The organism is Paenibacillus sp. FSL R7-0312 (genome assembly GCF_038004445.1).
Classification (GTDB): Bacteria; Bacillota; Bacilli; order Paenibacillales; family Paenibacillaceae; genus Paenibacillus_AQ.
On sequence record NZ_JBBORE010000001.1, the window covers coordinates 3586384 to 3609226 of the forward strand.

Consider the following 22843-nt stretch of genomic DNA (forward strand, 5'->3'; position numbering starts at 1 on the left):
GAATAAGAGGAGGATGAATGAATGAACAGCACAACCCGTGTCAAGAAAAGGCTATTCTCTGTGTTGATGTCAGGGGCACTTGTAGCCGGAATGTTTCCGGCACTAGGTATGCCGGCCGTATCTGCGGCCACTGTAAATACGGTCTATGCAGCGGCCTATATGGGGGCAAAGACAACGGCAGGTACGACTCTGCCTGCAAGCGTCGATGTTGGCGGCCAGAGTGCACTTGTGAACTGGAGCATTGGCGAAGATACCTTTGATGTGCCGTATGACACCGTAACCGTGAACGGAACCGCGAACGGCGGGCCGGTGGTGGCGAATGTGGAAGTAATTCCGCCGGCCGATAGTCCGCTCGTCTACTTCGTGGACAGCGGCAGAGGCGGCGATTCCTTGGGGAATCCTCCTGGAGACTCGCCCCTGTACGAGGCGGTCAAAACCTTGTCCGGCAGCAGCCTGCTTAACGGGTTACCGGATCAGAAATACGTCAGCGGAACGACAGACTGGGGCTTCGATGATACGGGCAATATGGTGAAGAACTCCAAGGCCGGAGAGCTGGCCGACCCTGCCACTGAGCCATCGGTATGGAAGGTCGGCCTGCGGGCAGATCCGTCCGGCGCTAATATCGTTTATAAATTGAAAGCGCTTAATGCGGGCACGTATACACTCAGCAGCGGTTTCTATGAATGGTACTCCGGCACGCGCAACCGCGGGATAGAGCCACGCCTGGAGTATAAGAATACCGCCGGGGACAGCAAGACGATCACGTTCACGCAATTGGACACCTATACGACCAAGTTTATTTCCGGTGAATTCACCATTCCCGGAGATGTTGATGTCAGCAGTCCTATGACCTTGACCTATGCTTCAGTATCCGGGGAGAAGCCGATCCTGAGCTGGTTCGCTGTTGCCGAAGGTGCGATCAAGCAAGAGCTTGAGGATGCCCGGCAGACCGCAGCCTCTACGGTCAAAGTTCTGCTCGACGGCAACGATATTAAGGAAGACAATGTTAACGGCCTGACGTTCAAAGGCTTCGGCGTGCTGAGCGGAAACAGTACCAGCGCCTTGCTGATGGACTATAAGTCTGAGCAGCCAGAAGCTTATGCGCAGCTGCTGCAGATCCTGTTCGGCGGCGACCGTCCGCTGATCGACCATGTCAAGATTGAGATGGGGAATGACCGCAACAACTCTACAGGTCCCGACCCTTCGACGATGCGTACGGAGAATGAAGAGGCCAATGTTACCCGGCATCCCGGCTTCCAGCTTGCGGCTGATGCCAAGGCCATCAATCCTGCGGTTAAGGTAAGCTTCCTGCGCTGGAATGCTCCGGCCTGGGCCAATAACAACAACGATAAAATTTATACATGGTACAAAAATACGATTCTGGCCGCTTACCGCGAATACGGTTATATGGTGGATTATGTCAATCCTGATGTCAATGAGCATGCATCCGATTTGAACTGGATCAAGCAATACAGCGCCAAGGTTAAAGCGGATACTGAAGGCTTCGAGAGCACTGAGGAGGAGGCGCTGTATCACGACATCAAGCTGATTATTTCCGACGAGGTCGGAATCGGCACCTTCGGCGATGCTATGGTGAGCGATCTTTCGCTGCGGGAGGCGGTAACGGCCGCAGGCTATCATTACAACACCGATGATGACAGCAAAGGCAACTTCAAACGGCTGGCCGAAGAATTCGACAAGGAAATCTGGAACAGTGAGGCGCAGGCGACCTTCAGCAACTCGGCCTTCCGCCCGAACAACAATATGAATGACCCGTCAGCGGCCGGAACGGGCATCGGCGGCACCGGCGGTCCGCTGGAGATGGGCAATACCATCATTAAGGGCTTCGTGAATTCCCGCCGGACACACTTCATCTACCAGCCGGCGATCGGCTCTTTCTATGAAGGCGGACAGTATTCCTTCAAGGAGCTGGTCAGCGCGCGGGACCCGTGGTCGGGCTTCATACACTATGACGCAGGGCTGGTTATTCTCCAGCATTTCAACGGGTTTGCCAAGACGGGCTGGGAGAATGGGGATAATACAGCAGGAGTCTGGAGAGCGGTTCCCAAGGCCAGCTACACCGGTGCATCCGGCACGAACCCGGTCAGCGGACGGAACGGAACTCCGAGCTACATGACACTTGCTGCTCCGGGCAAGCAGGAATTCTCGACAGTCATCATCAATGACAGCGAGTATGAGAAGATCTACAAGCTTCAGGCGGTGAACATGGGCTATACAGGAAACCCTTCCCTGGAAGTATGGGAGACCCGTGCGGCTGATGAGGGTCAGGCTTTTAACAGCAATTATATGAAATATCTAGGCGATGCGGCTGCAGACGGCAGCGGTGTATACACGGTGAGAGTGAAGCCGTTCTCGATTGTAACTGTAAGCACATTGGATAATCACGCTACAGCAGAGTCGCCGGCACCGCTTCCGGTTGAGGGAGAACGTACGGTGCTGGATACCGATGCAACAGGTTCCGTACAGAATACGGAAGACGGAATTCTGTATGCGGATGACTTCAATTACGGCAGCAAAACCGTTCCCGTCATCGGCAAAGACGGAGGGATTGCCGGCGAGCAGAGTTATGTCAGCTCCCGCGGCGGTGAGCAGAGCGTCATTCCGCGTTATACCCAGGACCTTAACGGAGCCTTCGAGGGGTATCGTATCGGCGATACGGATAATTATGTCCTGCGCCAGCAGCTGGATCAGATTACAACAGGAGTTGGCGGTGCCTGGAACGGCGGAGACCCGGTCACAGCGATCGGTGATAACCGCTGGACCAACTATAAGGTCAGTGCCGATGTGTCTTTTGAGCAGAACAGTACTTATAGCGGCAACAATTACGCAGCAGTCGGAGCCCGCTATCAGGGCGGGTCACAGACGCTAAGCGGAACGCCATATGCGCTGAAGTTCTGGTTCGATGGCGGCTGGCAGCTGCTGTCCAGCGGTACTGTTGTCGCCAGCGGCAATGCCGCCACTGGCACCGGCGGTGTGAAGCTTGAGGGTTACGATACCGCACACGACGCATGGCATAACATTGCTCTTCAGGTTGCAGGTGATAGAATCACTGCCTATCTGGATCATGTTGAGCTTACAACTTATACCGACCCGAATCCGAAGCTGTCCGGACGCGTGCAGCTCGCGAGCGGCTTCTATCATGTCCGCTTCGATAATCTAAAGGTGGAGAAGGTAGACGGCTATACTCCTTATTATTCAGAGCTGCTGGATAATCTGGAGATGCACGATCTGGCTGCGGTTCCGCAATCCAAGCTGGTGTACGAGGGGGCATGGGCCCATGAGAATGGCAAAGGGATGTATGTGTACCAGCGTTCCCTTTCGACCAGTCAGGCTGCTGGTGCGGTGCTAAAGTATACTTTTACCGGCACCGGATTGGATATTCTCGGGCCTAATGACGGCTCCGCCAAGCTGGAGGCGAGTGTGGACGGCCGGACTGTAGTGCTCTCTGGCGCTGCTGCGGCATCGAAGGAGCTGTATCAGACCTTCATGCTGCGCGGGCTGGAATACGGAGAGCACACGGTCCAGATCAAGGTGCTGAGCGGGACACTGGCAGTGGATTCCGTGGGAACTATCTCCGGCGGAGCTGCAGGAAACGTGAATACTGCTGCGCTTCAGCAGGCGGTGAAGGACGCGCAGGAAATTACCCGGCAGGATGAATTTCCGGAGAGTGACTGGAAGTTGTTCGCAGATGCGCTAGGTGCAGCTGAGGCAGCACTGAATAATCCTGTGCTGTACAGATTGGATCAGGAAGGAGCAACGCACCTTGAAGCGCGCTTGACCTCGGCCTATATCGGACTGGTTGTAGGCGATGTGAGGGAGCTTGCCGCTCCTCAGGATACGGCCACTTATGCCGGGAAGAAGCCTAACCTGCCGGCCATGCTGGAAGCAACGCGTGCTGACGGCTCCAAGGTGCAGGTGGCTGTGAAATGGAATGTAGACGCAGTCAGCTTCGACACTCCATATGAGCGGGTAGCTGTAGCCGGTACTTTCGGAAATTTGAAGACAACAGCGTATGTGGAAGTGGTACCTGCTGGCCTCGTATATTTCCTGGACCCTGGTGTCTCCGCTGACGGGATAACACCGCCATATACAACCATCAAGAATTTCGTCGGCGACAGCCTGCTGAATGACAAGGCGGATCAGTTGTCGACAGGGGATACGGTCTTGGGACATACCAACATCACCGCTAACTACAGTCCAAAGGGACTTGGCGGAGCAGTAGTTGCTACAGATAAAGCCCAGACTGGAGTATACAGCTCGAATACGAAGAATACACCTTTGATTTACAAGCTGCCTTTAAGCGCAGGGAAATATACGATTACGTCCTATCATCTGGACTGGTGGAATAACAGCAGCCGGACGATGGATGTTACACTAAGCTATTCTGAGGCTGAGGGGAAAGCCGTATCTGAGAAGGTTCGTACCGGCCTGGTTGCAGGTTCTGCGGGTACAGCGGTCAATCATGACTTCACGCTGCCGGTGAGCGGTACCGTGACCTATGCAGTGTACAATACGTTCAGTCAGGCTGCAGTAATCAGCTATGTAGCTGTAGCCAGAGATAAGGTCAGCGTTGCCAATGAGCAGGCTGTACATGAGGCGAAGAGCATCATTGAAGGTGCGGCCTACAATGTGAAGAAGGAGACAGCGAATAGTGAGGAGGCTGTCCAGACCTGGCTGCAGCAAACCATAAACGCACTGCCCGGCTTCAGTGCTACCGGAGTTGCCATGGGTGACATCATTTTGTCGCCATTCCAGGAAGCAACGAAGGATACGGATGGCAGCTTCACCTTCTCTGTTACGCTGAGCAAGGGAGAGGCGAAGGCGGATAGCTCGGCCAGCGGAGCAATTACGCTGCCGGTACCGGATACGGTTCTGCCGGTAATTACCCTGAGTGGCGAGGCGACCGTTAATCTGCCGGTTGGTTCGGAATATACGGATGCCGGAGCCACGGCTGTTGATGATCAGGACGGCGATATAACTGGCCGTATCGTTACAACAGTGACCAGTGAAGTATATGGCCTGACAGAGCTGGATACGGCGGTAGAGGATATTTATACCTTCCATTATAACGTCAGCGATACCGCAGGGAATGCAGCGGAGGAAGTAACAAGAACCGTAGTGGTTGCCATTGATCCGGATGTAACGAAGCCGGTGATAACCCTGCTTGGGGAAGCATCCGTGCAACTTGAGAATGGCGCAAGCTATACCGATGCCGGAGCTACTGCGGCAGATGACCGTGACGGCGACATTACGGAGCGCATCGTGGAGACGATTACGAAGGATGGGGAGTCAGTATTGACGCTGGATACATCGGCTGCAGGCACCTATTTGTACCATTATAATGTGACGGATACAGCGGGCAACGCCGCTGCTGAGGTGACCCGGACGGTGACTGTAGGCGAAGCAGAACAGCCGCCGGTGACACCAACACCTACGCCGACGCCGGAACCGGAGCCGACAACAGCACCAACGGCAACACCGGCCCCTACAGATGCGCCAGTGTCTACGGTAGCACCAACACCAGCGGCTACGCCATCACCGGCTCCGCAGCCGCAGACCGAGAAGGTTCTTGCCCCTGGTGATTTCGCGGCCCCGGCTGGCGGGACAATAACGGTTCAGCTCACGGATGCTACAGAATCCGTGCTGCTTCCGGCAGGATTATCGGGAATTACAGGAGAGAATACCCTGCGTCTCGCCTGGAGTACGGTTGCGGTCGACCTGACACCGGAAGTGCTGAAGAGCATTCAGCAGAAGGCTGCGGGTGCCGGAGGACAACCGGAGGGGGCGAGAATTAAGCTTTCAGCCGTGAAGACTGCGAAGGCTGCTGCGGAGCAGCTGATGAAGAATCCGGCTGTCAACGGTTCCGTTCAGCTATCGGCGGCAAGTGATGTAATCAGCTTCAGCCTGGAGGTACTTGCTGCGGACGGCACGGCCATGCCGGTAACCGCTTTTGACAAGCCGCTTACCCTTACATTCACTGTAGATCCTAATGCGAACCGCAGCTTGCTCGGTGTCTACTATATTGCTGCCAGCGGTGCCCTTGAATACATGGGCGGAACATTGACAGATGGTAAATTCACCGCCGAAATCAATCATTTCAGCCAGTATGCAGTGCTGGAGTATGACAAGACATTCTCGGATGTCAGCAGCACCAGCTGGGCCAGCGGTGTCATTAAGTCTATGGCTGCGAAGCATATTCTCGAAGGCATTTCGGCTACAGAATTCAATCCGCAAAGTGAAGTAACCAGGGCGCAATTCGCCGCTATAATTACACGGGCACTTGGCCTTAAGGCGGGAAGTACACCGTCATTTGCTGATGTGGATTCCAAGTCCTGGTATGCCGGAGCTGTTGCGGCTGTAAATGAAGCGGGGATCGTGCTCGGACGCAGCAAGGATGCCTTCGCTCCGAATGAGCGTATTACCCGGGAGGAAATGGCGGTCATGATCGTCCGCGCTTATGAGTACTTACAGGGAAGCCGGGTAAGCCAGGCAAGTGATACAGCTGCAGGCGCGTTCAGTGATTACTCCCAGATTCATAGCTGGGCGAAGAACGCAGCCGGCATCGCCCTACAGGCGGGGCTGATCAAGGGCCGCGGCAATCAGCAATTCGCGCCGCAGGGGAGCATGACCCGCGCCGAGAGTGCCCAAGTCATCGCTAATTTAATGGGGCAGCTGTAACACCAGCGAGGCGGTTCATGCCCCACACCATATCGTTCAAACAGAGCAGCGGATCTCCAGTTAATGGAGATCCGCTGCTCTACGTTTATCTAAAAAAGCTGAGAATACCCCACCCTCGATAGGGTGGGGATGAATCAGTAGTTTTCGATTTCAATACGAACATATGTGCTATAATATGGATGAGATCACTAAAAGGAGGTGTTGCACATGCTCGTGTCTGCGCAGGAGGTTTCTTCGAAACACCTGGTTCATCAAGCCTATAAATATCGGATCTACCCCAATACAGAGCAACAGCAACTCATTCGTCGAATGTTTGGCTGCTGCCGTTTTGTGTTCAATTACTTCTTGGGAGCTTGGAATCAAAGCTATGCGGAAACGGGAAAAGGCTTGTCTTATCACGCTTGTGCAACACAACTCCCCGGTTTAAAAGCACAATACGACTGGCTGAAAGAAGTCGATAGCATCGCTTTGCAGTCGGCTGCTCGTCATGTGGCGGATAGCTTTGATCGTTTTTTCAAGAAGCAAAATCAAGCGCCACGCTTCAAGAGCCGAAAGCATCCGATTCAAAGTTACACGACCAAATTCACCAACGGGAATATCGCCATGGAGGGCAGTCGCTTGAAGCTCCCCAAACTCGGCTGGATACGTTTTGCAAACTCCCGGAAGCTGGAAGGCCGGATATTGTCCGCTACCGTTCGTAAAAACGCCAGCGGGAAATTTTTCGTCTCGCTCGTTTGCGAAGTTCAAAAGAACCCTCTGCCCCAAGTGGATACACCTATTGGCATCGACTTAGGCTTGAAAGAATATGCAGTATGCTCAAACGGCGAACATATCGCCAATCCTCGCTTTTACCGTCAATACGAGAACAAGCTGGCGCTTTGGCAGCGGCGGATGGCTCGGCGTACTCCGGGCGGCTCCAACTGGAAGAAAGCAAGGCAGCATATCGCTCGTATTCACGAACGCATTGCCAATAAACGAAATGACTTCCTCCACAAGCTGACCACGAGACTGATTCGTGAAAACCAAACGATTAGTATCGAACATCTGCGTGTGGCGAATATGATTCAGAACCCCAAGTTTTCAAAATCCATTGCTGATGCGTCTTGGGGCGAGTGGGTGCGACAGCTGACGTATAAAGCGAAATGGTATGGACGAAATCTTCGGATCGCCGACACGTTTGAGCCGACCAGTCAGCGTTGCCATGTGTGTGGCACAATCCACCCCGAGGTGAAGAACCTGTCCATTCGGGAATGGACGTGTACGGCCTGCGGGACGATCCATGACCGTGACGAAAACGCCGCTCACAATATTGAACAAGTAGCGGTTTAACCCCCACCTAACCAAACGATAGAATTCAAGATTTCACTAGCGTCAAAAATGTAAAACTGCGGGAACGCAGGGATCGCTTGCTCCATAAGAAGAGGGTACTCTTCTGTTCGCAAGAATCCGCCACTTCAAGCGTTAGCTAAGTGGGGGAGAATTCAAAGTCGTTGCCTTAGATAATGATGATAGTCGTTTGTTGGATTATATCTGTCTTTTGTTGTTTAAATATGTTGCTACATCAGGAATTGTGCGGAGTCCATTGGCTGTGGACGGCAGGCGGTTGGCTTTGCGTGGAAATCAAACGGGTAAATCCCTCAGAGTCCGCCAAAAGCAGGCCCTTTGGTCTGTTCGCAGAGTGCCTCTAACCTAAATCCTGCATCAAAAAAAACAAGAGCTGCCCCAAGCCATCTCATGGCTAAGGGGCAGCTCTTGCTGCACAATGGGTTGCCGGAACCGCTAGGTATTCTGCCACGGGTTACCCCTTGACCGCTCCTGCGGTAAGGCCGCTTACAATATACTTCTGGCAGAATACGTACAGGATGAGTACGGGCAGCGAGGTCAGCACCAGATCCGCAAAGATCAGATTCCAATCCCGGCTATACTTGCCGTAGAAATTGTATACTGACAGAGGCATGGTCCAGTCCGAGCTGTCGGTCAGGAAGTAGAGCGGAATGGTAATATCGTTCCAGACGGACATGAAGACCATAATTGCTACGGTCGCGTTGACCGGAACGATCAGCGGGGTGACGATTCGGAAGAACACATCGAACGTATTCGCACCCTCCAGGAAAGCCACCTCATCCAGAGCTTTGGGAATGGAGCGGATAAATCCGCTGTAGAGAAACACGCTGAACGCGGTGTTGAGCGAAGCATAGATCAGGATTACGCTGGTGATGCTGCCATAGAAGCCCATCCACTGGACCACACGGATTGTGGTGATGGTGGACATCGGGGCAATCAGGCCCATGAAGAAGAACATGTACAGAAAATTAGACCACTTGGTCTCCCTGCGGACCAGAATGAAGGAGGCCGCCGACGAGGTGAAAATATTCAGAATCGAAGACACGCCGGTAATCAGCAGCCCGTTCAGGAACGCGCGCCCCAGACCGCCCTCACGGAAGACCGTGGAATAGTTGGAGAATACCCATTTGTCCGGGAGACGAAGGGAGAACTTCAGCACCTCCGTGCTGGTCATGAAGCTGCCAAAAATCATGATCAGCAGCGGCAGGATAATCAGCAGGGAGGCAAGGATCAGGAAGCCCTCTACCAGATAGTTGCGCCAGGCCATTTTGCGTGAAAAGCTCATTATTCCGATACCTCCTTACGCCGCATGAAGATGAGCAGTGGAATCGCGATGATGGTTACAGCGGCGAACAGCAGGGTGTTGACTGCCGTGCCAAGTCCCCAGCTGCCTTCCCCGAACGAGCGCAGGATGATGGTACCGACCACCTGGGAGGCATTGCCCGGTCCCCCGCCGGTCAGCACGAATACCTCGGAGAACACCTTGAGTCCGCCGATCAGGGTGAGCATCAGATTAATGTTGATCGCAGGAAGCAGAAGCGGAATCGTGATGCTGCGGAAGCTCCGCCATGATCCGGCCCCGTCAATCGTAGCGGCTTCATAATATTCTTTGGATATGGACTGGAGTCCGGCCAGGTAGATCGCCATCTGGAAGCCGGTATGCTGCCAGATGGACACAAAGGCAACGGTCCAGATGACAATGGCCGGGTTGGTCAGCCAGGCCTGGCTCAGCGAAGGCAGACCCACAGCCTCGAAGATACGGTTAATCGTACCGTCAGAGCGCAGCATAGGCGTAAAGACAATGCTGATGACCAGAACGCTTAAGATCGACGGGGAGTAGAAAATAGCCCGCAGCAGATTTTTGGATTTCAGCTTCATATTTAAGCCGACCGCCAGCGCGATCCCGAGCAGGTTTTTGCCGATGACGGTGACTACTGCGAAGATCGCTGTATTCTTGATGGCCAGCAGCAGGGTTCTGTCGGTGAAAATACGTTCAAAGTTGTCCCAGCCGACAAACTTGATCGCTTCCCGGTCCAGGCGCCAATCCGTGAAGGAATAGAAGAGACCCGTTAGCGCCGGGAGCACGAAAAAAATGGAATAGATCAGCAGCGCAGGCCAGATGAGGTAATACGAGTATAGTTTCTTTGATATTTTCATCTCTTCACACTCCTATATAGCCCAGGACAGAATAAAGCCCTGGCCGGACTTTATTCTGCCTGTTGTAATGGTTATTTGCTGTACATTAAAAGCCCTCGACGCCTTTGTCCTTCATCAGCTGGCTGAATTTCTCATCCCAGGCCTTGAGTACGCCCGCAGCGTCCAGACCGCCGGCGAACTCATCCTGAAGCAGACGGTACAGCTCGCTGCGGTCTACGATCATGTAAGCATCGGTAGTCAGTGTAGTCTTCTTCGGTGTGATATATTGATCGACAATCTCCTGCTTGTATTCCGGAAGCTTCGGCGTAGTGACATCGCTGAAGTTGGAGACGGAGCCTTGGCTGTCAACCATTTTCTGTGCGACTTCTTTGGTGGCGAGGAACTCCAGGAATTTCTTCGCTTCATCCATATGCTTGGCTTTCTTCGGAATGAACAACTGGCCGCCCAGCGGGCTTGCGCCCAGACTTGCATCTTCAGAGGAAGGGATGGCGAACAGGCCCAGATGCACATTCGGATCTTTTTCGGCCACGTTCACAATCAGCCAGTCTCCCATGAACATCATCGCGGTTTCCTTGTTCAGGAATTTGCCCACGGCCATATCGTAGCTGTCGCTGAGGATGTCAGCGTTGGTGTAGCCTTTCTTGTAGACCTCGTATTGCTGCTCCAGGAAGGTAGCGAATTCCGGAACATCGGACCACTTCTTGCGGCCGGCATTGATGTCCTCGAACAGGGAAGGTTCGTTCTTGGCAGCCCAGTCGGCAAAAGCGGCAGCCGGCCAAATATTCGCCGCCCAGTTATCCTTGAACGGCATGAAGACCGGTGTAATCCCGCTGGCCTTGATCTTCTCGCATACGGCCAGGAATTCCTCGTAGGTATTCGGAATACTCAGCCCCAGCTCCTTGAAGATATCCTTGTTGTAGACCACTCCCTGCATGCCTGTATCCTGGCTATAGTGGAAGCTGTATACATGACCATAGGCGGAGAGAACGTCCTTATTCAGCAGCCGGCTCACCCAAGGCTCATTGTCCAGAATTTCGAAGTTACGCTCCAGATTGAGATCCGTGGTGGCACTGGCCAGATTGTACTGAATAAGGTCGGGAACCTCGTCAACCGCCAGCTTGGTCTGCAGCACGGTGGCGGTCTGTTCTGCCGGAAGCAGCTGGAGATTGATTTTGATATTGGTTTTTTGTTCGAACTCATCCAGTACATCCTGGGCCACAAACGCCGAATCCTGCGAGCTTTTGGAGATGGCCAGCTCAATGGTTACCTTTTTGCCGCCACCGCTGCCACTGCCGCTGTTCCCATTTCCACCGCTGTTGGTAGCCGCAGCATTGCCGGAGCCTGAATTGTCAGAGCCGCATGCCGCCAGGGATAGGGTCATTACACCCGCCAACACGCCTGTTGCGATTTTTTTCATTTTGCCATTCATGTGATCGCCCCCGTAGTGATTTTTTTCTGGTGCCTTTGAATCCGTTTACATTTCTGATTATAGATTGATGCCTGTGCAAGGTACATGTTTGTACGTGACTCTTTCTGTGTAATATTCTGAACTCGTGGGCCGCTTGTCCAATTGCCGGTTTGGTTGTAAAGTAGGGACATCAAACGGTTCAGGGAGGATTCAACTTGGCTAACCTTCTCAACAAATTCGGCAGAGGCAGGGTTCAGGCCAGTCTGCAAACGAAGTTTTTCTTAACCTTCATGCTGCTCCTGCTGATTGTGCTGGGCTGCTTCCTGGTCTATGTCAACATCATGGTCATCAAGCCGCTGAAGGACAAGACCGAGAATGAAATGAAGATGGCCGCCGCCAAAGTCAGCGATCAGCTCAATCTCTATATCAATAACCAGAACCAGCTGTCCCAGCGGATTCTGTCGAACAAAGACGTCTTCACGCTGCTGTCCGCCGGTGATTACTCGCAGCTTACCCTTGAGGGACTGACCCGCAGCCGCAGGCTCAAGGATATCATGTTCCAGGCACTTGGCCCGAGTCTGAACATTGAAGATATGATTATCTATGACCTGAAGGGGGCAGAGGTAGCCTCCTATATCGGATATGCCGGCAACCAGACCTCACTTGTCCCATTCCTGGAGGAGAGCGGGAGGCTGGCGACTTGGAATGCAAGCGGTTACGCCGTGTACCGTCAGGGGGCGGATGTTATCTCCTTTGTGCGGGCAATCAGGAACCAGAACGGTCAGGTGTTCGGCTATCTGGCGATTCAGCTGGATCAGGAATATCTGACAAGATCGGCGGCCGGCATTGCAGGCGGCAAGGTATACATTGTTGATCCGGACGATCAGCTGATCTCAAGCTCCCCGGTGCTTCAGGAAGGGGAAGCGGCTCCGGAATTTGCCCCGGCTTCAGCGGCGAGCGGAATCTATTTAAGCAGCAGCCAGAGCTATGTGGCCTATCATAGATCTGCCGAGACGGGCTGGACCACCTATGTTGTGACCTCGAAGCATGTGGTGCTGGGTTCTGTCAATTCGGTGAAATACATCTCTATTCTGCTGATTACAGCGCTGATTCTATTCTCGTTCATCTTCATCTACTTCTCTACGAAGAACCTGCTGCTCCCCATCCGTAAGCTGCGCAGCCAGATTCTGCGGATTAATTACAGCAATCTGAATGTAAAGGCGGATACGCGCACCCACAACAATGAGCTGATTCAATTGAACGGGGCTTTTCAGGAGCTGCTAGAACGGCTGCAGGAATCCATCGAACGGGAGAAGCTTGCGCTGCACGAAGAGGTGAAGTCGCGGAATTCTGCCCTTCAAGCGCAGATTGCCCCTCATTTCATCCACAATGTTCTGTATCTCATCAGTATCGCCGCACAGGAGGGGAAGAATGTGGTCGTAACCGATATGTGCAAGCATCTGTCGGACAGCCTGCGCTATATTGTGTCCTCCCCCTATCAGCATGTCACGTTAACGGAGGAGCTGAAGCATACCCAGCATTATTTGTCTCTGATTCAGCACAATTTCGAGGACGACCTTGAATGGGAGATCGACGAGGATGAGGTGTTTGACCGGATCGAGCTACCCCGTCTTGTCATACAGCCGTTCGTGGAGAATTGCATTGAACATGCTTTCAGGAACACGGATCCGCCATGGAATATCAAGGTAAGGGTGAAGGTGTACAACGGCCTGTGGGCCATCGAAATCCGGGATAACGGAGAGGGCTTCGAGCCAGGCAGAATCAAGGAAATTCTGGATAAAATCGACGGCTCGGATTTAGGGGTGTACGAGCTTCAGCATAATACTTCGGGGATCGGCAATATGGGCATTGTGAATACAGTGAACCGGTTGAAGCTGATGTACAAGAACCGGCTGTTCTTCAACATCTACAACCATTCAGAGGAGGGCCGGGGAGCCACGGTTCAGATTATTGCATCCATGAGTAAAGACTTCTACTAAACCGGGAGGGACCGCAATGTATACCGCTATTATTGCAGAAGACAGCAAGCCGATCCTGCGGAATATCAGGGCTCTGATGCAGTCAATGGAGCTGCCCATCGTCATCACCGCCACGGCGTCGAACGGGCTGGAGGCATTGGAATATATCAAGGCTCATTCTGTCGATATCCTGCTGACCGATATCCGTATGCCCAAGCTGGACGGGCTTGCGCTGATCGAACAGTGCAAGCTGGTGAATCCGAATTTGAAGGCAGTACTTATCAGCGGGTACAGTGATTTCGAATATACGCGCAAAGCCCTGAACCTGCAGGTATTCGATTACCTGCTGAAGCCTGTCGAGCGCCATCAGCTGGCCGAGGTTATGCAGCGGCTGATTGCCCATCTGCAGGAGCAGCAGGGCAGTATCAAGGAGCTTCTGGAAGGAATCGCCGAGCCGAGGTTCCTCATGGCGCTAGCGCCTGAGACCTGCTTCGCTGCCGGGGACAAAATTATGCTGATCCTCCGCAGACAGCCGTTCACACCCTGGCCGGGACCGGACCGCTGGAATCCGCAGGTCATTCGGTCTTCTCTGAACGAGGCCTGTGCACCCTATGAATGCCTGGTATTTCCTGCCCTGAAGCCCGCTCAGTATCTCGTTGTTTTAAGCAGCCAGGTGCTGGAAGCACACCCGCCTGTTCATGAATGGATGAAGAGAATCTATACGCTGCTGCAGCTTCAGGGCATAGAGGTGTCCATAGCGGTGGAGCCACAGCCTGCAGTGAACCGGGCGCTGGGCAAGGTCTATGAGAGGCTGGATCAGCTGATGAATGAGCAACTGTCTGTGTCCAGCCGCCTTATGGACACGGCGTACACATTGCCAAAGGGAATACTGCCCGGTGGTGACTTTGTGCGCTTGACGGCGCAATTCACAGACATGATTGCACAGCGGCAGAAGGAGCGCTGTATGCTGCTGCTGGAACAGCAGCTGATGCATTTTAGAACGGCCAATATCCGGATTGCCGAGCTGGAAAGGTTCATCTGGTCGCTGGCAGAAGCCTTTGGCAGCATAAGCTCCGATCAGGATTCAGAGGACGGGCTGAAGCTGGAGGAGGATGTCTGGCAGATGCTGGAGAGTGAGGACTATGATGCTTTCACGGAAGCGGTGCTGGACTGGACGGAGCAATGCTTTGACTGGCTGAACCAGCAGAGGAAGAAAAGTGGCGAGGAGCTGTTCCGGCAGCTGGATCAATACCTGCAGGAGCATATCTACTCCCAGATTTCCATTGCCGAGGTGGCGCTCAAATTTCATGTGAGTCCATCTTATATCAGCAGGGTCATTAAAAAATATTCGAATAGGACCTTCGTGCATTACTATATGCAGCTGAAGATTGCCGAAGCCTGCCGGCTCCTTACAGTGAGGCCGGAGATGAAGGTGAAGGAGCTGTCGGAGGTGCTGTCGTTCGGAGACCAGCACTATTTCTCCAAAGTATTCAAGGAATACACGGGCGCAAGTCCCACAGAGTACAAGGAAGGACAGACGGGCGGGAGCTAGGAGGGCGTGGCTGTCCTGATGGGTCGGTGATTTTGATAAGAATATGTTCCAAACCCCAAAGGTACTGATTCTCTAAAAGAACGGTACCTTTGCTATTGGCTGTATTTGCCGGGCGGGGTGCCCGTGATGTTCTTGAAGGTGCGGATAAAGTTGGCGTAGTCATTGAAGCCGGACAGGTAGCAGGTATCAGATACGGAGTTTCCGGCAGCCAGCAGCTGCTTGGATAACGCTATCTTTTTGAGCAGGACGTAACGGTAGATGGTTCCTCCGGTCTGCTGCTTGAACAAGTGGCTCAGATAATATTTATTGACGTTCAGTTCTCCGGCTATATGCTCCAGGGACAGATTCAGATGCAGGTGGTTGTCGATGTAGCTCATGGCCGATTGAATATGTGAGGAAATAATGCTGGGTACGGCAGAGCGGGTCCGGCTGTATAGCTCATTAACGATTACCAGAATCTGAATCAGGTAAGTCAGAGCCAGCACCTCGCTGCCGTATTGCTCACTCTCCAGTGCCGCAATAAGAAGTGAAGCTAGTGTCATATATTCGGTTAGCAGCGGTTCCTCCATCTGTGCCAGATTATTCTCTCCGGGCTGACGGTTCTGGAAACAGGCGAGCAGATTGGTCGTTGCCGTGCAGAAGGGATAGATCAGCGGAGCTTTGAAATGAATCGTGAGCCGTTCATAAGGCTCTGGGGATAGATTGATGATCTTATGAATCTCGTGATTGTTGAACAAGAGAACATTGCCCCGCTGCAACGGATAGCTGTATTGGTCGACGAATCCGTTCACACTGCCGCCGAGAAACAGGAAGATTTCATAGTGGTCATGGATATGGAAGTCCCTGGTCGGGGAGATCGGGGAATTGCCGATTCCGGCCAGAATATCGCCGTTGAATGTTTGATGATACCGGGCATGCTTCATAGTCATTGCCCCTTTCAGATTAATCGCAACAAACGCAATAAAACATCATTATTCGCAAAGACATTGCAATAATACCACACTACACTAGAGAAGAAGAATACCTGAAAGGGTGGAATTGTGAATGAAGGGTAAGGAACAGCGAAAATACTGGCTGGACACGATGCTGCTGATCGGAGGGCCTGTGCTGGAGGCTTTGGCCAAGCGGCAGCTGAAAGAACAGCTGCCTACGGAGTTTCACAGTGACCGGAGCCAGTTTGCCCATCTGGAAGCCTTTGCGAGACTGGCCTGCGGGATGGCCCCATGGCTGGAGCTTGAGGGCCTGGAGGGAGAAGAAGAACAGCTTAGAGCCCGTTATACCGCGCTGATGCTGGAAGCCCTCGATGCGGCTGTAGATCCGCAGTCGCCTGACTATATGGAGTTCAGGACCGAAGGCCAGCCGCTGGTCGATGCGGCCTTCCTGGCCCATGCATTGGTGCGCGCACCGAAAGCGATTACAGGCCGGCTGGATGAGCGTGTCAAAGGCAATCTGATACTGGCGCTGAAGCAGACGCGCCGGACTGCTCCAAGCGGCAGCAACTGGCTGCTGTTCAGTGCAATGGTGGAAGCGGCTTTGTATATATTGGGTGATGCCGACTATGACCGGATGCGTGTCGGTTATGCGGTTCATATGTTCATGGACTGGTACAAGGGTGATGGGGTTTACGGGGACGGCAAGGATTTTCACTGGGATTATTACAACAGCTTCGTGATTCAGCCGATGCTGGTTGATGTCGTGGCTGTCTTTGAACAGGAATCGGCGCAATATGCTGCACTTCAGCCGGTGATTATGGAACGGGCGCAGAGATATGCCTCCGTGCTTGAACGCAGCATTGCCCCGGACGGCACCTATCCGTTCCTCGGGCGCTCGATCGTGTATCGCTTCGGCGCCTTTCAGCTGCTGTCGCAGGCGGCGCTGCAGCATTTCCTGGAGGAGGCACTGCCTCCGGCACAGGTGCGCAGTGCTTTGACCGCCGTGATAGAGCGGATCATGAATGCTCCGGGTACACTGAATGAGAACGGCTGGCTGCGGCCGGGGATCTACGGCTATCAGCCGGAGCTTGCGGAGAGCTACATCAATACAGGCAGCCTCTATTTATGCGCTGCTGTATTCCTTCCGCTGGGGCTGCTTCCGGCAGATCCCTTCTGGTCGGGTGAAGCGCTGAAATGGACTGCGCTGAGAATAGCAGACGGTGAGAATGTCATGCGGGATCATGCGCTGGAATAATGGATATTCACCCGCTTTAGGTGCTTTAGCGAGAATGAGGTGCGGCTCTGATCAGAAGGTGCACCCATAAGGAGGAGATAACGGGCATGAACAGACAGGAGCTTGCCGGAATTGTGCAGGACATGAAGCCGGCGGATTGGAGCTTATATTATCCGCAGGGCGATTCGTCTGCTTTTTGGACCAGGGCGATATCATCCGGAGGATTACAGGCAGACATTAGCGAGATTCGCGCAGAAGCGCAAAGGCTGGACGGTCAGCCTATATCCGCGCTGACGTATACGTTATTTTCTATTTTTGCGCGTACAGGCTCGAGACTGGAATATGAACGGGTCTATTTCGAACGGAGAAGAAGACTGAATACCTATGCATTCCTAAGCCTGCTGGAGCCGGATAATACGGGGGCTCTGGAGAAGCTGGAGGATATCCTCTGGGTCATTTGCGATGAGTACACCTGGTGTCTTCCGGCCCATCTTCCCGCAGACCCTGACGCTGCTGAGATCAGCCGGCATATTGACCTGTTCTCCTCCGAGACGGGATTCACTTTAAGTGAAGTATTATTGCTGCTGGGGGACCGGCTTTCGCTGCTGCTCCAGTCCCGGATACGGCATGAGGTAGAGCGCAGAATCTTCCGGCCTTTTCTTGAGCAGGGGCCATATTTCTGGGAGACATCACGCCATAACTGGGCGGCAGTCTGTGCGGGCTCCATCGGGGCAGCTGCGCTGCTGCTGGTGAAGGAACCGGCCATGCTGACGGATATTCTGCTGAAGACAGAGAGCAGCATGAGTTATTATCTGGAAGGCTTCGGGGACGACGGCGCTTGTCTGGAAGGGCTGGGCTATTGGAATTATGGTTTTGGCTATTTCACTTATTATAGCGATCTGCTCCGGGCAAGAACCGGAGGCAGGCTGGACTGGTTCAAGCAGGAGAAGGTATCGCAGATTGCCCGTTTCCAGCAAAAATGCTTCATTGACGAAAGTCATGTCGCCAATTTCTCGGATTCGGTGCCTCAGGTACGTGTGCATATGGGCTTGTCCCATTATCTGGCTGAGGCCTGCACGAATGTCCTGCGTCCCCCGTCTGGGCTCCGCGCTCCGTTCACTGAAGATCATTGCAGCCGCTTCGCACCGGCTCTGCGGAATCTGATCTGGACCAGAGCGGGACGGGAGAACGAAGCCTGGGAGGCTGCCAGTTATTATCTTCCGGATGCCGCATGGATTGTCTCGCGTCATGTGCCGGCAGCAGGCTCCTTTGGGTTCGCAGCCAAAGCCGGCCACAATGATGAGCCGCACAATCACAATGATCTGGGCCACTTCATTCTAAGCGGCCGGGGAGAGATCTTCGCTTCTGACCTGGGCAGTGGAGAATATACCGCTGATTATTTCGGTGCCGGACGCTACAGCTATGACTGCAATGGATCACAGGGACATTCGGTGCCAATCGTAGGCGGCCAGTACCAGGGTGCAGGCCGGGAGTTCAGCACCGCAGTGCTGCATGCATCTGCGGCGGCGGAGAAGGATGAGCTGACACTGGAGATGGCACAGGCTTATCCGGTGTCAGGCTTGCAGTCCTTAGTGCGTTCGCTGGTCTGGCATAAAGAGGACCTGCCCCGTCTGGAATTGACAGACACCTACCGGTATGAGGGAGCTCCGGCGGGTTGGACAGAGCGGTTTGTAACCTCGCGTAGACCCAAGCTTCTTCACCCGGGCAGCGTACTGCTGCCGGGCACTGCGGCGGGTCACGGTGTTGAGGTCACTTATGAACCGGAGGCAGTCCGGCCGGAGATTACCGCGCATGTGTACCGGGATCACTATGGCCAGGAGACGCTGTGGCATAGTCTGGACTTCCATGTTCTACAGCCCGGGGCGGAGGGCACATTAGCATTCACTTTTCAATTTCTGTGAAGATTGAATCAGGCGGCCCGAATTCCAGGTACCCGCATCCGCCGCAGTTACCGCTTCTCTGGTGGGGCATATAACCCGCATAGTAGACGATTCCAACAAAGCGGCCGGTCCATCGCTGGTGTTCAGACGGACTAGGGCAAAAAATACAACTTAGGTGCTGCTATACCGGGATTTGCAGGGGGATTGTTGTATGAAATACAACAATTTCTTCATTAAACGGCCTGGATGAGAAGAAATGTTGCCTTTTGTACAACAATTTTGGATTTGGGCCCGTTTATGGAGGGGAATGTTGTATTTTATGCAGGATTGTACAATGGGGCGGGGAACCGGGTGATTTTTGCGGCAACAGCAGCGCCGGAAAGCTGCCGCGTACGCCGCCGGGAAGCAGCAGCGCACGCCGCCGGAAAGCTGCGGCGCACGCCGCCGGAGCTCCTGCGCCCCCATCGGAAAGCGCCGAAAGCCCCCTGATTTGCCCTGGTGAAAGCTAATTCTTTGGCAGATGTGTTTCGTTTAGCTTATATAGATATGCAATTCAATTCAAACAAAGGCGGGATTCAGATGAGTGGAACAATACAGCAGGCATGGGTAGATGAGGCTTGGAGCAAGGCACTGGAGAAAACGCGAGCAAACAGCTTGAGAATCGGCGCGGAATTCCCCCATGCCAGCCAAGGCGGCAAGTATGTACTGGAGACACCGAGCTGGTGGACCGCCGGCTTCTGGCCGGGCATGCTCTGGCAGCTCTACGCCGGGAGCGGAGACGAGAGCCTGAAGGAGATTGCCGAACGCTGCGAGGAGCGGCTGGACGAGGTACTGGATGGATATGGGAAGCTGGATCATGACTTAGGGTTCATGTGGCTATTGACCAGTGTAGCCAACTACAAGCTCACGGGCACCGAGGAATCACGGGTCCGGGCGCTTAAGGCTGCCAACTATCTGGCTGCCCGCTTCAACCTCAAAGGCCGCTATATCCGCGCGTGGAATCCATGGAGAGAAGGAGAGGACAACAGCGGGGTCGCTATTATCGACTGCAGCATGAATACCAGCCTGCTCTTCTGGGCTTCTGAAGTAACCGGAGACCCGCGCTACCGGCATATCGCCGAGGCCCATATGGACACGGTGCTGGAACATTTCATCCGGCCGGACGGCTCTGTCTATCACATTGTCAATTTCAACCCGGAAACAGGCGAAGTGGTAGAGAAGCGCGGCGGTCAGGGTTACGCACCGGAGTCGGCCTGGTCGCGCGGCGCGGCTTGGGCACTTTACGGGTTGTCGCTGGCCTATCATCATACCGGCAAGCAGAGCTACCTTGATGCATCCAAGCAGGTTGCCCATTTCTTCCTGACGCATCTCCCCGAGGATCAGGTTCCGCATTGGGATTTCCGGGCTCCTGGTGAGATCGGAGAGATTCGTGACAGCTCCGCCGGTTCCTGCGCGGCGAGCGGCTTGCTGCTGCTGGCAAGCCAGGTGGATGAATCGGAGGCGCATGTGTACCGGAACGGCGCGCTAAGAATTACGGAATCCCTCTACCGGAATTATGGGACCTGGGATAATTCGGAGGAAGAGGGGCTGCTGCTTCATGGTACAAGCAACTACCCGGAGAACCGGAATATCGATGTTCCGCTGATCTACGGTGATTTCTTCTATGTCGAAGCGCTGGCACGGATCAAAGAAGCCGGCCCGTTCTACTGGGAGTAGGGAGATTATGATGACTAACGGCAAAGCAGCATCCGAAATATTATCCTCGCGGATTGCAGACAATCCGCTGAAGACGCGGGCGGACCTGGTGACTGCACTTGAACAGCTTACGGGTCCGCTGTGTCCGCTCTACAGCAAAGGCGGCGCAAGACTTGAGATCGGCAGAACCGGAGCGAGCTATCCGGCAGCAACTGCCGGGATGGAAGGTTTTTCCCGGGTGTTATGGGGGCTGGTTCCCTTGCTCGCTGGAGGCGGAAGCAGCGAAATCCGGGACATCGTGCTGGAGGGTATCCGGCATGGCACCGACCCTGCCCATGAAGAATATTGGGGAGATGTACGGGATTACGACCAGCGTCTGGTCGAGATGGCGGCCTTCGGCTTCGCGCTTGCAGCGGTTCCGGAGCAGATCTGGTCACCGCTTGCTCCTCAGGAGCAGCATCACCTGTACAACTGGCTGAATCAGATTAACTCCCATCCCTGTTATGACTGCAACTGGCTGTTCTTCAATGTACTTGTTAATGTTGGATTCCGCACCATCGGCCGCCCGTATGATGCGGTGCAGCTGGAGAACAATCTGCAGCGGATGGATGCTTTCTACCTGGGCGAGGGCTGGTACAGTGACGGTGTTGACGGGCACTGCGATTATTACGGGCCGTTTGCGATCCATTACTATTCGCTGCTCTATGCGAAGCTGATGGAGCAGGAGGATCCAGAGCGTTCCCGATTGTTCAAAGAACGGGCCCGGTTGTTCGCCGCCGGTTTCCTAGGCTGGTTCGCCCCGGACGGCTCCGCGCTTCCTTACGGGCGCAGCCTGGCATACCGCTTCGCCCAATCGGCGTTCTGGAGTGCCTTGGCTTATGCGGATGTTGAAGGCTTCCCTGCCGGTGTGGTGAAAGGCGTTGTTCTGCGCAATCTGCGCTGGTGGTTCAGCCAGCCGATCTTTGATGCGGCAGGCGTATTGACCATCGGATACACGTATCCGAATCTGGTCATGGCGGAGAATTATAATGCTCCCGGCTCACCCTACTGGGCCCTGAAGACCTTCCTGCCGCTCGCACTTGGTGAAGAGCATCCGTTCTGGAACGAAGAGGAGCTTCCCCTGCCGGAAATCCCGGCAGTTATGGTTCAGAAGCCTGCACATCTTGTCCTAGTCCGCGAGCCGGCCTCCGGTCATGTGGCGGCGTTCAACAGCGGCCACCAGTACACGAATGAGCATACCCATACCTCGGCCAAATACGAGAAATTCGTCTATTCCACAGGCTTCGGGTTCAGCGTGCCCCGTTCCGAGTGGGGACTGTCACAGGGAGCATTCGATTCCATGCTTGCGCTTAGCGAAGGCGGGGACAATCTGTATCGCGTGCGGCGCCGGAATGTGGAATCTGAGATTACGGACAATGTTCTGCGGTCTGTCTGGAAACCTTGGGCCAATGTGGAGGTCAGAACCTGGGTTGTAGCGGGACTGCCGTGGCATATCCGGATTCACCGGATCGAGACAGGCCGGGCACTAGACGCCGCAGAAGGCGGGTTCGCCCTGGGCCAGGAAACGGAGCTTGCGCAGCAGATTAGCCGATCTGGTGCAGTTGCGTCTACAGCTTGGGGAACCAGCGGAATCAAGGGGTTGAAGGGTTACGGGAAGGCAGAGCTGATCTGGCCCAATGCCAACACGAATGTACTTCGTCCCCGGACGGTACTGCCCACATTGACGGCTACACTTGAGCCCGGAATTCACTGGCTGGCTTCGGCCGTCTACGGTGATCCGTCAGCGGATCCTTCAGATCGGCAGGCGAACGGAGTCAGTAATATTCTGGAGCAATCTCCCGAGTCCTTGCTGACGGTTACTTTTGCTGAGGATGGCATCACGGTTCAAACTACGGGCGAAGCAGAAATTTTTATCCCGATACAATAGAAAAGGGCTGCATCT

12 protein-coding genes are annotated in these 22843 nt (G+C 54.1%); 8 read left to right on the forward strand and 4 right to left on the reverse strand.

The window, feature by feature from the left end; genetic code table 11:
• Positions 1-21 precede the first annotated feature (21 nt).
• Positions 22-6699: an S-layer homology domain-containing protein gene (locus MKX70_RS15580; RefSeq protein ID WP_340840289.1), complete on the forward strand. Its 6678-nt coding sequence runs from the start codon at positions 22-24 to the stop codon at positions 6697-6699.
• Between the two features lie 207 nt (positions 6700-6906).
• The gene (gene tnpB, locus MKX70_RS15585; protein WP_340784104.1) at positions 6907-8028 is read left to right on the forward strand and encodes an IS200/IS605 family element RNA-guided endonuclease TnpB; all 1122 of its coding nucleotides are present in this window, start codon (positions 6907-6909) and stop codon (positions 8026-8028) included.
• Between the two features lie 469 nt (positions 8029-8497).
• Here tnpB and MKX70_RS15590 read toward each other — a convergent pair whose 3' ends face one another.
• The 3 genes from MKX70_RS15590 to MKX70_RS15600 form a co-directional block, all read right to left on the reverse strand.
• Positions 8498-9328, reverse strand: a complete 831-nt coding sequence (locus MKX70_RS15590) for a carbohydrate ABC transporter permease (protein WP_042238158.1) — start codon at positions 9326-9328, stop codon at positions 8498-8500.
• Positions 9328-10200: a carbohydrate ABC transporter permease gene (locus MKX70_RS15595; RefSeq protein ID WP_340784107.1), complete on the reverse strand. Its 873-nt coding sequence runs from the start codon at positions 10198-10200 to the stop codon at positions 9328-9330. The genes MKX70_RS15590 and MKX70_RS15595 overlap by 1 nt, the downstream gene beginning before the upstream one ends.
• A gap of 85 nt (positions 10201-10285) precedes the next feature.
• Positions 10286-11629 carry an ABC transporter substrate-binding protein gene (locus tag MKX70_RS15600; RefSeq protein ID WP_042238155.1) on the reverse strand — a complete coding sequence of 448 codons (1344 nt, stop codon included), beginning with the start codon at positions 11627-11629 and terminating at the stop codon, positions 10286-10288.
• 194 nt (positions 11630-11823) lie between these two features.
• Here MKX70_RS15600 and MKX70_RS15605 point away from each other — a divergent pair, with 194 nt between their 5' ends.
• Together MKX70_RS15605 and MKX70_RS15610 are read left to right on the forward strand one after the other, a co-directional pair.
• Positions 11824-13608, forward strand: coding sequence for a cache domain-containing sensor histidine kinase (locus MKX70_RS15605; protein ID WP_340840290.1), 1785 nt, complete (start codon positions 11824-11826; stop codon positions 13606-13608).
• A gap of 16 nt (positions 13609-13624) precedes the next feature.
• On the forward strand, positions 13625-15139 hold the full coding sequence (locus MKX70_RS15610) for a response regulator transcription factor (RefSeq protein ID WP_340784112.1): 1515 nt from the start codon (positions 13625-13627) through the stop codon (positions 15137-15139).
• Between the two features lie 92 nt (positions 15140-15231).
• Here the strand turns inward: MKX70_RS15610 and MKX70_RS15615 are convergent, their stop codons facing one another.
• A complete protein-coding gene (locus MKX70_RS15615) occupies positions 15232-16062 on the reverse strand; it encodes a helix-turn-helix domain-containing protein (protein WP_052416642.1) in 831 nt (276 codons plus the stop codon).
• A 121-nt stretch (positions 16063-16183) separates the two neighbouring features.
• Between MKX70_RS15615 and MKX70_RS15620 the strand changes: the two genes are divergently transcribed.
• From MKX70_RS15620 to MKX70_RS15635, 4 genes are all read left to right on the forward strand, one after another.
• The gene (locus tag MKX70_RS15620; protein WP_042238149.1) at positions 16184-17326 is read left to right on the forward strand and encodes a DUF2264 domain-containing protein; all 1143 of its coding nucleotides are present in this window, start codon (positions 16184-16186) and stop codon (positions 17324-17326) included.
• 86 nt (positions 17327-17412) lie between these two features.
• Complete coding sequence (locus MKX70_RS15625) at positions 17413-19227, forward strand: heparinase II/III family protein (protein WP_042238147.1); 1815 nt, start codon at positions 17413-17415, stop codon at positions 19225-19227.
• Positions 19228-19785: 558 nt separating this feature from the next.
• Positions 19786-20922: a glycoside hydrolase family 88 protein gene (locus MKX70_RS15630; protein ID WP_042238145.1), complete on the forward strand. Its 1137-nt coding sequence runs from the start codon at positions 19786-19788 to the stop codon at positions 20920-20922.
• Positions 20923-20929: 7 nt separating this feature from the next.
• Positions 20930-22828: a DUF2264 domain-containing protein gene (locus MKX70_RS15635; protein WP_231637694.1), complete on the forward strand. Its 1899-nt coding sequence runs from the start codon at positions 20930-20932 to the stop codon at positions 22826-22828.
• The last annotated feature ends 15 nt before the right edge of the window (positions 22829-22843 follow it).